Consider the following 12,230-nt stretch of genomic DNA (forward strand, 5'->3'; position numbering starts at 1 on the left):
TCTACAATTAGAAATGTCTAAAGTAAGAAGATTGAATGGGAAATTATTACAGCTACAAAAAATATATTGAACTGAAAAAAAATAAAGTACTCTCTGGTTATGAGGCACATTTAGGTTTAAACGAGCCTTGTATTTTCAGGTTGTCGAGAGAACCATCTTATGATTTGTTGAGCAATAACATCTACAAATTCAGCAAAATCATGCAATTGCTCCTTTGGACATTCATCACCCTTAGGTTGATAATTTGTTTTTGCATGTGCGAACATGTTTCTAGTGTTTGAAACAGAACTAGCTATTTCATCAAACGCCTTTTGGCGATCCTCTGATTTGTTATCTATATTTATTTTATTTGTTTTCTTTAAGAATTTTGGTGCATGTTTAACTAAATCAAGTAGGTCACAACATGTCTCAATTGTAATCCTAGTTGCTAAAAAATCTTTATTGTTATTTCTATGCTCCTCAAAAATTTTACCTAATTCCAGTATATAATTCGCATCTGGAGTGAGTGCTTTAGGACTAGAAAGTTTATTTACGGTTTTTTCAATTAAATCTTTTCTTATTACTGTTTGAGAAACATATTCAATAACACGTGTATATGTTAAGATTAGCATTTCTGGATCATGAGTAGTAATAGTTGTGTTATAGATATCAAGTAATTCATTAATCCCCTTACCGTATATTAAAGGTCTTAATTTTAGGTTAGTTAGTTCAGAATCTGCAAAATCTGCAACTTCTTCCCAAGGATTGTGATCTGGTTTAGGGGCTATGTATGCTTCTAAACCCAGCGTTGACTTTAGTTCGAAAATATAGGAGTTAAATAAATGGTCTATTACATGATGATCAATTCCATCTCTTGATGATATTTGAAGGAATATGTCATCATTATCTACTGGTGGGACGTATTTACTAAGTTTTCCTTCCATTGTTAAGATGATACCGAAACTAGTTAGTCCATTTACAATGTTTAACTGATAGGACTTTTCTGAAATTATAATATTTTTACTGAAATCCATATCACTTTCTAAAAATAGCTTATTGAAAATTTCCCAATTATTGCATCCGACTCTTATGAATGCTAGTTTTTTGCCAATAAATTTATAATTATCAACGTTCTTTCCATTTTTTGCTTCATTAACAATATTTAGAATCAAACCAAGTTTATGTTTATAATCTTCATAAGACCTTGGTAACCCTATACTAATTTCAGTATTATAGTCAATTATAGTAATATCATTATTTGTTTCCTCTTCATCTATCACTTCTCCATCTTCATCCCAATATGGATAATAATGATCTAAATCGTATTTAATTTCATAGTTTTCGCAAAAATCTAATAGTTGGTCTAGCTCCTGTTTTAAGTTTTCTGGTTCAAATTTCACCTTCAATTTATTTCATCCTTTTTTTAAAAAAATATATCATGAATAATAGGATATTGTTAGTAATAAGGTCAGCAAATTGTGTTTTATAATACAATGTGAATATTCTCCTTCTACGTAATTCTTTTTTATCAATGAACAACAGCTTTATTTTTTCCATTCCAGCATACTATCACATCTCAAAATCCAACTTACTTTCATAAATACTGTATAGTGTTTTCTTTGATTCTACCCAACCATTAGCCTATATTGTGATAAAAATGATGATAAATTACCAATATAATCAATAATTATAAATACTAAGGAACAAGCATATATACCTACAAAAGCAGATGTTAATTTTCAGAAAGATTTATTTGATGCAGAGAATAAGATGAGGGGGAGTGTGGCTCCGGCAGACTACAAGCATCGTGTACTTCCTCTTATTTTTTTTCGGTATCTTTCAAATAGATTTGAACAAAGGAAATTTGAAATTGAAGCAATGACCCAAGACAACAATAGTGACTGGTACTCGGAGGACGAAGAGACACGACAAATCTTTTTAGAAGACCATGATTTGTCCCGTGCTGAAAACGTATTCTATGGTCCGGAGGAATCACGTTTATCTAGATGGTGTGACAAATAAGCAATATGCGCTTGCGACAGTTAACTTATTTAATGGGAGGCAGTTTAAAGTCTTAGAAGTTGAAAGGGAAAATCGTTCGCTTTCTATGCTGATTTTATCTTCCGCAGCGACAGTCAATTGGAATCAGCTGATTGATGAGCTATTAGTGAATTTAGTGAATAGTAGTGGTGTGAGGGAGAAAGAATTAATTAAAGCAGTGGAACGAAGAAAAGTTATAGTGCAAAAAGCAAAGCATAGTAAAAAGGGGTATAAACATAGAGCGAAGCTGTTGATTAATAAAAAATAATATGAATATCGTAGGATATAAGTGTAACGAAAAATAGAATTTATTGTTAATCTCTAATTCTTCATTCAATTTAATTGGTATAATAGACATAGATAAAAGATTTTAACTACAGGAGGCAACAACATGGCAACAGCAAACTTAGGCTTTGAAGAGAAGTTATGGCAGATGGCAGATAAATTACGTGGATCGATGGATTCCGGTGAATATAAAAACGTCGTATTAGGATTATTATTTTTAAAATATGTATCGGATGCATTCGAAGAGAAGTATTTAGAACTTAAAAATGATGAATGGGCAGATGAAGAGGATCGCGATGAATATGTCGCTGATAATATCTTCTTCGTACCACAAGAAGCACGCTGGTCATTCATCAAAGACAATGCGAAAAAACCTGAAATTGGTCAGTTAATCGATTTAGCTATGGTCGCAATCGAGAAAGAAAACCCATCACTTGTAGGGGTTCTACCAAAATCATTTGCGCGTCCAGAACTCGATAAAACACGTCTTGGCGAAACAATCGACTTATTCTCATTCAAAGTCGGTGATGAAGAAAGCCGTCAGAAAGATATTTTAGGTCGCGTATATGAGTACTTCTTAAGTAGATTTGCAAGTGCGGAAGGTAAAAATGGTGGGGAATTCTATACGCCATCATCCGTCGTACAATTATTAGTAGGAATGTTAGAACCATATAAAGGTCGCGTATATGACCCAGCTTGTGGTTCAGGTGGTATGTTCGTTCAATCATCTAAATTCGTGAAAGAACATCAAGGTAAAATTGATAATTTATCAGTTTATGGACAAGAGTCTAATCCGACAACATGGAAGCTTTGTAAGATGAACTTAGCTATTCGTGGAATTGATGGTAATTTAGGTGTGCACAATGCAGATACATTCCATAACGATTTACACAAAGGATTAAAAGCGGATTATATTTTAGCGAACCCTCCATTTAATATTAGTGATTGGGGAGGAGAAAAGTTAACAGATGATGTGCGTTGGCAATATGGTATTCCACCAAAAGGTAATGCCAACTATGCGTGGGTACAACATATGATTTCAAAACTCGCACCAGCAGGCACAGCTGGCTTTGTATTGGCGAATGGCTCCATGTCTTCAAATACAAGTGGTGAAGGTGAAATCCGTAAAAACTTAATTAAAAATGATCGAGTTGAATGTATCGTGACTTTACCTGGACAACTATTCTACTCAACACAAATCCCAGTATGTATATGGTTTGTATCGAAAAATAAAGCGAAAACAGGTAAACGTGAACGTAATAATAACATTTTATTTATCGATGCACGTAATCTCGGATTTATGGCAGACCGTACACATAAAGAGTTTAGCGAAGAGGATATTAAAAAAATTACAGATACATTCCATGCATGGCGTGGTACGAATGATCAAGAGTATGCAAATGAACTTGGATTCTGTAAAGAAGCTAAGTTAGAAGATGTAAAAGAAAATGACTATATCCTAGCTCCTGGACGTTATGTTGGTTTAGCAGAACAAGAAGATGATGGCGAACCATTTGAAGAAAAAATGGATCGTTTAACAAGTGAATTATCAGAGCAATTTGCGAAGTCGAAAGAGTTAGAAGAACAAATTCGCCGAGCATTAGGGAGGATTGGGTATGAAATCTAACTGGACTGAGTTAACTATTAATGATGTTTGTTCAGTAACTGATTGTCAACATAAAACAGCTCCAACTTTAGATATTGATACAGAATATAGAATGTTGCGAACGGCTAATATCCGTAATGGTCAGTTACGAGATGTTGATGAGACTAAATCGGTTACAAAAGAGATATATGACCAATGGAGTGTAAGAGGTTATTTAATACCTGGAGATGTTATTTTAACAAGAGAGGCACCAATGGGAGAGGTAGCCTTATTAAGAGAAAATGAAAAATATAAGTATTTTCTAGGTCAAAGAATGTTGCAATTGAAAGCTTCCCCAAAGGTTATAACACCAGAATTTTTATATTACTCTCTGCAAACAAAAGAATTACAACATCAAATTATGATGAATGAAGGAACGGGATCAGTTGTTAGTAATATACGAATTCCTTTGTTGAAAAAGATGAAACTATTTGTTCCAACATTATCCGAACAAAAGAAAATTACTAAACTTTTAATTGATATTGATAATAAAATACTTTTAAATAAAAAAATTATAGTTAATCTTGAACAACTCTCTCAAACCTTTTTCAAACATTGGTTTATCGACTTTGAATTTCCAAATGAAGAAGGTCAACCGTATAAATCAAGTGGTGGCGAAATGGTGGAAAGTGAGTTAGGGGAGATACCTAAAGATTTTACTTTGAGACTTTTAAATGATATTTGCGAGGTGAAAGATGGAACCCATGATTCCCCTAAACAAGTTGAAACTGGATATCCGTTAGTTACATCAAAACATTTGAAAGCTAATGAAATTGATTTTAGCACAACTAAATTGATTTCAGAGGATGACTTTGTAAAAGTTAATAAGAGAAGTCTAGTAGAATATAAAGATATTTTAATCAGTATGATAGGAACTGTGGGAAGATTATATTTTGTACAAGAGCATCATGTAAATTATGCAATTAAAAATATAGGATTAATCAAATCTTCTCAAACAGAGATTGCGGAATTCATTTATATGTATTTTAAAAGTCCGTTTATGATTAATTATATTAAGGAACGTATGACGGGAAGCACTCAACAATATATTAGTTTAACTGAGTTAAGAAAAATTCCTGTTATATATCCGAATAAAGAAATTATAGAATTATATTTAGAGACGTGTAAAGTAAACTTCGATATGATTTACAACCTAACAAAAGAAAATCAAAAACTTACTCAACTCCGCGATACTCTTCTCCCAAAACTTTTATCAGGTGAAATCGAAATTCCTGATGAATTGGAGGTGTAATAAATGTTTAGGTACAATGAATCTGAATTAGAGGTTGCCACGTTGGAATGGTTAGAAGAACTAGGCTATGAAATCGTTGAAGGTCCAGATATTGCGCATGATGGGGAAAGTCCAGAACGTGAAAGTTATCATGATGTCGTGTTAGTGGATCGTTTGGGTGAATCTTTACGAAAGATTAATCCAACACTTGAAACAGCGGTTATCGAAGAAGCCGTACAAAAGATTGTAGCAAATGCTTCACCAAATTTGATTATAAATAACAAGGGATTCCATAAGCTTGCGACGGATGGTATTGAGATTCAAATTCAAGGTGAAGATGGCTACAATCCAACGGTATCAGTCTATGTTTTTGACTTTGAAAACCCACAAAACAATGATTTTATGGCAGTTAATCAGTTCACAATTATCGAAGGACAAGCGAATAAACGTCCAGATGTCATAGTCTTTGTAAATGGTCTACCAGTAGTTGTCATGGAATTGAAAAATGCGACCAATGAAGATGTCGATATTACAGATGCTTATAATCAAATCCAAACATATAAACAAGCGATTCCAACTTTATTCCGTTACAATGCATTTTTAATTACGAGTGATGGTATTAATGCACGAGTAGGTTCACTAACTGCTAATGAAGAACGTTTTATGAAGTGGCGTACGGTGGATGGTGAATCACTGGCGAGTCCAGCAGAACCTCAACTAGAAGTGATGATTAATGGGATGCTAGAACCTAGTCGTTTACTAGATATTATTCATAACTTTATTTTATTCCAAACAGATGGTGCGGATACGTTTAAAATTTTAGCAGCGTATCACCAATATCATGCGGTAAATAAGGCAGTTGAGAAGGCAAAAATTGCGACAGCACAAGATGGAGACCATAAAATTGGCGTCGTTTGGCATACACAAGGATCTGGTAAAAGTTTATCAATGGTATTTTATGCAGGTAGGCTAATAAAGGCAATGAATAACCCGACATTAGTCGTGTTAACAGACCGTAATGATTTAGATGATCAACTGTATAAAACATTCTCAATGTCTAAAGAAATTTTACGTCAATCACCAAGCCAAGCGCAATCAAGTGATTCATTACGTGAATTATTGAATGTAGAATCTGGTGGTATCATCTTTACGACATTACAGAAATTTGCACCTGATGAAGAAACAGGCGAAATTCCGTGCTTAACAGATCGTACTAATGTTATCGTAATGGCAGATGAGGCTCACCGTTCACAATATGGATTTGGTGCTTCATTGTCACAACAAAAAGAAAATGAAGGTGAAGTGAAGTATGGCTATGCGAAATATGTTCGTGATGCATTACCCAATGCTTCATTTATCGGTTTTACAGGAACACCAGTAGAGTCTATAGACCGCAATACACCAGCTGTATTCGGTGAATATATTGATGTGTATGATATGTCACAAGCTGTAGAAGATGGTGCAACAGTTAAAATTTTCTATGAGTCACGTGTTATTCCTTTAGAATTACCAGAAGGTTTATCAATTGATGAAGATTATGAAGATATTACAGAAGACCAAGAATTATCTGTTAAAGAAAAGCTAAAATCGAAATGGTCTCGTTTAGAGGCGATTGCCGGTGCGGGTTCTCGTGTTGAAAAGATGGCGAAAGATGTTGTACATCATTATGAAGAACGCCAAAAAGCGATGTTTGGGAAATCAATGATTGTTGTTATGTCGCGTCGCATTGCGATTGATCTTTACAAAGAAATCATTAAGCTTCGACCTGACTGGCATTCGGATGATGATGACAAAGGTGCGATTAAAATTGTTATGACCGGTTCTTCAAGTGATCCGGTAGTATGGCAACCATTCATCGGAAATAAAAAACGTCGTGAATTTTTAGCACGTCGCATGAAAGACAATGATGACCCATTGAAAATTGTCATTGTACGTGATATGTGGCTAACAGGATTCGATGTACCAGCGATAAATACGATGTATATTGATAAACCAATGAAAGGTCATAACTTAATGCAAGCCATTGCACGTGTAAACCGTGTATTCAAAGATAAACCAGGTGGCTTAGTTGTTGATTATATCGGGATTGCAGATAACTTAAAACAAGCATTGAAACAATATACAGATAGCGATCGTGAAACAGCTGGTGTAGATACAGCACTTGCTGTCGATGTCATGTTAGAGAAGCATCAGTTAATTTTAGAAATGTTATACGGTCATAATTATTCTGATTTTAAATCTGAAAAATCATCAAAACGAATTAAAGCGATTGTAAATACGATGGATTATGTAATCGGTCTTGGCGAAGAAGAAAAGAAACGCTTCTTAGACACAGTAACTGAATTATCAAAAGCTTATGCATTATGTGCGACAACGCAAGAAGCAGAAGAATTGAATGATGAAATTGGTTTCTTTAAAGCGGTTAAGGCAAGTATCGTAAAAACAATAGGCGATGGCAGTAAGAAGAAAACAGCTACCCAAATGGATGCACAAATTCACCAATTGATTTCACAATCGGTTATTTCTGAAGATGTTATCGATATTTATAAAGAATTAGGCCTTGAAAGTCCAGATATTTCTATTTTATCAGATCAGTTTTTAGAAGATGTGCGTGCATTACCACAAAAGAACTTAGCCGTAGAATTACTGAATCGTTTATTAAACGGTAAAGTGAAAAACGTACAACGTAGCAATTTAATCCAAGCTCGTAAGTTCTCAGATATGCTTGCGAATTCATTGAATAAGTACAACAAACGTACGATTGAAACATCCAAAGTTATTGAAGAACTAATCGAGTTAGCAAAAGAAATGGACTCTGCATATAAACGTGGAGAACCAAACGGTATGGTGAAGGAAGAAATCGCCTTCTATGATGCACTAGCTTCTCATGAGACAGCTGAACAAGTATTAGGCGACGATACACTGAAAATCATTGCACATGAACTCACACAATCAATTAAAGAAAATATGAGTATTGACTGGAGTTTACGCGAATCTGCACGTGCGAAGATGCGTGTCATCGTCAAACGCCTTTTAAAAAAGTACGGTTACCCACCAGAAATCAGTAAACAGGCAGTCGAAACCGTCATTGAACAAGCAGAACTGATGTCAGAACAACTGGCGTTGGAGTTGTAAGGATTTTATAGGTGATTCTAATATAATTAGAATCACCTTATTTTAAATTTAATGGAATAGGGATGATCTATGTGATATCTAAAGTTTCTTAACATAATGTAGCTAGCTATAGTCAAATAGGGACAAGCTTTGAAAATTTAAAGAAAATTAATTTTATCTACGGAAATAATGGAACTGGTAAATCCACACTTTCTAGATTTTTTAATAACATAGGTAATAGAGCTTATTGGGGTTGTACTTATGAAGGGAATATGATAGAAAATAGATTGATTTATAATAAGAACTTTATTGATGATAATTTTATATCTGATAATGATATTCCTGGAATATTTACTTTAGGTAAAGAGCATGTGGAAATGCAGGTAGAACTTGAAAAAGCGCAAGAGAATATCGAAAAAAATAAGCAAGAGAAAATTAAAGCTCAAAATAATTTGGCTATTACTAATGAAAAGATTAATGAATCAATGAAAAAATTTATTGACTTTATATGGAGTAAAAAAAGTGATAAAACAAGTAAAATAAGCGAATTGTATCAACATGCATTTACAGGATTACACGGGAGTAAACAGCGTTTTTATGATGAATACCGTATACAACAAAATTCTAATGAATCAGACTTATTAGATGATGAAGATCTCTTTAAGAATGCGGAAGTAATATTTGCCAAACAACAAAGTGAGTTACCCCAAATACCAATTCTAGAAAATAAGAGCGATTTAGATAACGATATTTTTAGTAAATCAATAATCGGACAAGAAGATTTAGAATTTGCAGACTTAGTTGGAAAATTAAATATACATACATGGGTTCATGAAGGATATAAAAAAATTCAAGATAACAATTTAAATTATTGCCCGTTCTGTAGAAGTGAGTTAAAAGAAGAAATTATTAGCTCTCTCTCAGAAAATTTTAACGAAAAGTTTGAAAATGAAATAATAGAATTAAAAAGAAAAGAATACTCCGTAAATATAATTAAATACTTGGAAGACTTGCAGACTTTAGACAATAAATATCTCAGAAAAGAAATTGTAGAAAATACTTTATTAAAAGTCCAAGCAAAGAATGAAGAAAATTTAAAATATCTTTCTGAAAAAGAAAGAGTACCTTCAAATAAAGTTGAATTAAATCTATTCGAAAAGGAACTAGAGAAATTAATCGAGCAATTAAGTTTAGATAATGAAAAGATACAAATACATAATAGCACAGTACAGAAAATTGATGAAGAAAAAGGGAAAAAAATAGGGGATATTTGGAGATTCTTTTTAAATTCAACTGATGAAGAGTCCAAACGATACGATAGAGAAATGAAACAGTTAGAAGGACAACTAAAAGGATTGAGAAAGTCTATTGGGCAAAAAGATTTGTATATCGCAAGAGAACAACAAAAGTATGATGAAATCAAAGCGATTATGTTTGGAATTTCATCTACAGTAAGTGCTATAAACAAACAGTTGCATTTATATGGATTTAAAAACTTTTTATTAGAAGCTGCAGGAAAGTATAAGATTGTTAGAGAAAATGGAGAAGATGCTAATAAAACTTTAAGTAAGGGCGAAAAAACATTTATTACTTTTCTTTATTACTATCACTTAGTGAAAAACGAAGAAAGTAAAAAATTGATTTTTATAGACGACCCAATCTCAAGTTTAGATAGTACAGTGTTATATATAGTTTCTACTTTAATTAAAGAATTAATTACAAATATTGACACATTTAAAATTGAGCAAATGTTTATATCCACACATAATACGTATTTCTTCAAAGAAATAACTTATAGAGTAGATAACTGTAGTTATTATGTTATACGAAAAAATAATGATATCGGTTCATATGCTAAAAGATACGAGAAAAATCCAATAACGACTTCATATGAAGCTCTATGGAAGGAGCTTGTAGAATTAAAGGATTCAAGTTCAAATATAATTCAAAACATTATGAGAAGAATTTTAGAAAACTATTTTAAGTTTCTTGGAGGAATTGAATTAGAAGATCTTGTGTAACATTTTGAAGAAGATGAAAAAATAATTGTGTCTTCATTAATCAAGTGGACACATGATGGATCACATCATATAGAAGAGGACTTATATGTACAACAGCAGTCAGAAATGAATGAAAAATATTTTGAGATTTTCACTAAACTTTTTATTAATAGTAACCATGAAGGGCATTTAAAAATGATGATTGACAAGTGTGTTGTTGTAGAAAGTGAAAATCCGTTTAGAGTTGTACAGAGACAAAGTGCATGAAGTCATTTATTGTTTTAATTATCTTTTTTACAAAACCTCATTTCACCAAAAAACAAATCAACATATTTTGATCAATCATTGCTCAAAACGCGTGGGTTTCTTCTATTATAAAATCAACGTTTGTAGCATGCTTTTGATCAAACTTTATTTCAAAGCTACATTTATACAAAGGAGCAGAGTATGAGAAAATCAAGAGTTTTTATCAGCTGTATTGGATACGATTATATTGCAGCAGAACAAATAAAAGAACGACTAGAAAAAGTGGGATTAGAAGTTTTTTTTATTGATAGAGGAGAAAATTTTAATAATAGGTTAACTTATGCTGTTAGTCCAGACGATTATGTAATTTTACTAATGTCAGATTTTTATAGAATAGGTAATGAAAGTAATGATCAATGGATAGATTTACATAGAATAGTGAAGGAATTTCATTATAGAGACGTTAATTTAATACCAGTATACCTTTCTAAAATGAGAAAATCTTCAATTTTAAATAAGTTTAAAGGGTTTAATTTGTACAACGATTTCGAGGAGAATTTAGATAAATTAGTATCTTATTTAGAAAACGTTAATAACTTAGATTTCGAAGAAATCAATGGGTTAGAATTTCAACTTTTAATAATAGATTTGTTAAAAAAATTGAAATTCAAAATTGAAGAAGTTAAACAAAGGTCCAAAAATTTTGATATTGATATTCTAGCAAGATCAATCCATAAAAATCCACTGGTGGGGAGCTTTACAACTAATTGGATTATAGAATGTAAGCTTCATAAAACAAACAGATTAGACGTAAGCGCTATTAGAGAATTTACTTATTTAATTTCAGCACAATTTCCAAATCATAAAGGGATTTTAATTACAAATGGGGTAATTACATCTTCAGCAAGAGAAGCTTTAGAGATATTAGGTGAAAAAGAGAAGGTAAGTGTATATATTGTTGATGGTGGACAGCTTAAACAATTACTTCTCAAATATCCTGACATAATAAATAAATATTTTTCTCCTAATAAGGAGGACTAGTATGACCACAGCTATAGAATTAGTTGAGAAACTTAATGAGTGTCCACCAGGTCATAGTCATTGGAACGATTTTGAGGAAATTTGTACTGAAATACTTACATTTTTATTTGTTCCACCTTTGAGAAATCCGCATACTCAAGCAAAAACCTATTCAGGAATAGATAGAAGAGATGCTGTATTTCCGAATTGGGAAGATCAAGGAGATAGTACATGGGCTAAAATTCGAAGAGAATTAAATGCTAAGCTGATTTTATTTGAGTTTAAAAATTATGACACTAGTGATGTAGGTAAAGAAGAAATTTTACAAACTAAAAACTATATTCGAGAGGCAATGGGAAAGTTAGGTATAATTTGCTCAACGAAGTTACCCAATAAGGCTGCACATATAAAAAGAAATACTATATACTCCCAGGATGGCACTGTAATTTTGTTTATTACAACAGAAAAATTAGTTGAAATGTTATATATTAAAGAAAGGGGAGAAAATCCAGCTGATTTAATAATGGATGAAATCGATAAGTTTTATTTGCAACATGAATAAAATAAAATGGTTTCGATAAAAAACATATACAATCTTATCAAGACTTAATTGAATTTTAAATGTTGTTTTTAAATAAAGTCACGGTGTTTATAAAAAAGTCGCGATGTT

The 12,230-nt window shown here is 32.3% G+C and carries 8 protein-coding genes and 1 pseudogene; 8 read left to right on the forward strand and 1 reads right to left on the reverse strand.

Going from position 1 to position 12,230, the window contains the following annotated elements:
* Positions 1–116: 116 nt before the first annotated feature.
* Positions 117–1,385 carry a hypothetical protein gene (locus tag ACJ9PY_RS09335; RefSeq protein WP_411739850.1) on the reverse strand — a complete coding sequence of 423 codons (1,269 nt, stop codon included), beginning with the start codon at positions 1,383–1,385 and terminating at the stop codon, positions 117–119.
* A gap of 364 nt (positions 1,386–1,749) precedes the next feature.
* Here ACJ9PY_RS09335 and ACJ9PY_RS09340 point away from each other — a divergent pair, with 364 nt between their 5' ends.
* From ACJ9PY_RS09340 to ACJ9PY_RS09375, 8 genes and pseudogenes are all read left to right on the forward strand, one after another.
* Complete coding sequence (locus ACJ9PY_RS09340) at positions 1,750–2,001, forward strand: type I restriction-modification system subunit M N-terminal domain-containing protein (protein ID WP_411739851.1); 252 nt, start codon at positions 1,750–1,752, stop codon at positions 1,999–2,001.
* Entirely contained in the window at positions 1,991–2,287 is a 297-nt protein-coding gene (locus ACJ9PY_RS09345; RefSeq protein ID WP_411739852.1) for a Tn7-like element transposition protein TnsE, read from the forward strand. Before ACJ9PY_RS09340 ends, ACJ9PY_RS09345 begins: the two co-directional genes overlap by 11 nt.
* Positions 2,288–2,410: 123 nt before the next feature.
* Positions 2,411–3,931, forward strand: a complete 1,521-nt coding sequence (locus ACJ9PY_RS09350; RefSeq protein WP_411739853.1) for a type I restriction-modification system subunit M — start codon at positions 2,411–2,413, stop codon at positions 3,929–3,931.
* Entirely contained in the window at positions 3,921–5,201 is a 1,281-nt protein-coding gene (locus ACJ9PY_RS09355; protein ID WP_411739854.1) for a restriction endonuclease subunit S, read from the forward strand. Before ACJ9PY_RS09350 ends, ACJ9PY_RS09355 begins: the two co-directional genes overlap by 11 nt.
* A gap of 3 nt (positions 5,202–5,204) precedes the next feature.
* Positions 5,205–8,315: a type I restriction endonuclease subunit R gene (locus ACJ9PY_RS09360; RefSeq protein WP_411739855.1), complete on the forward strand. Its 3,111-nt coding sequence runs from the start codon at positions 5,205–5,207 to the stop codon at positions 8,313–8,315.
* Between the two features lie 107 nt (positions 8,316–8,422).
* Positions 8,423–10,315 (forward strand): annotated as a pseudogene (locus ACJ9PY_RS09365) (AAA family ATPase); the annotation flags it as partial.
* Positions 10,316–10,741: 426 nt separating this feature from the next.
* Entirely contained in the window at positions 10,742–11,581 is an 840-nt protein-coding gene (locus tag ACJ9PY_RS09370; protein ID WP_411739856.1) for a restriction endonuclease, read from the forward strand.
* Between the two features lies 1 nt (position 11,582).
* Complete coding sequence (locus ACJ9PY_RS09375) at positions 11,583–12,122, forward strand: hypothetical protein (RefSeq protein WP_411739857.1); 540 nt, start codon at positions 11,583–11,585, stop codon at positions 12,120–12,122.
* The last annotated feature ends 108 nt before the right edge of the window (positions 12,123–12,230 follow it).

Origin of the sequence: Peribacillus sp. S4 (assembly GCF_046715815.1) — a bacterium.
GTDB lineage: Bacteria > Bacillota > Bacilli > Bacillales > DSM-1321 > Peribacillus > Peribacillus frigoritolerans.

What these genes read in the sequence shown, in the direction of transcription:
- ACJ9PY_RS09340 (WP_411739851.1), top strand. Translation starts at nt 1,750, where the DNA reads ATGAGGGGGAGTGTGGCTCCGGCAGACTACAAGCATCGTGTACTTCCT.
- ACJ9PY_RS09350 (WP_411739853.1), top strand. Translation starts at nt 2,411, where the DNA reads ATGGCAACAGCAAACTTAGGCTTTGAAGAGAAGTTATGGCAGATGGCA.
- ACJ9PY_RS09355 (WP_411739854.1), top strand. Translation starts at nt 3,921, where the DNA reads ATGAAATCTAACTGGACTGAGTTAACTATTAATGATGTTTGTTCAGTA.
- ACJ9PY_RS09360 (WP_411739855.1), top strand. Translation starts at nt 5,205, where the DNA reads ATGTTTAGGTACAATGAATCTGAATTAGAGGTTGCCACGTTGGAATGG.
- ACJ9PY_RS09370 (WP_411739856.1), top strand. Translation starts at nt 10,742, where the DNA reads ATGAGAAAATCAAGAGTTTTTATCAGCTGTATTGGATACGATTATATT.
- ACJ9PY_RS09375 (WP_411739857.1), top strand. Translation starts at nt 11,583, where the DNA reads ATGACCACAGCTATAGAATTAGTTGAGAAACTTAATGAGTGTCCACCA.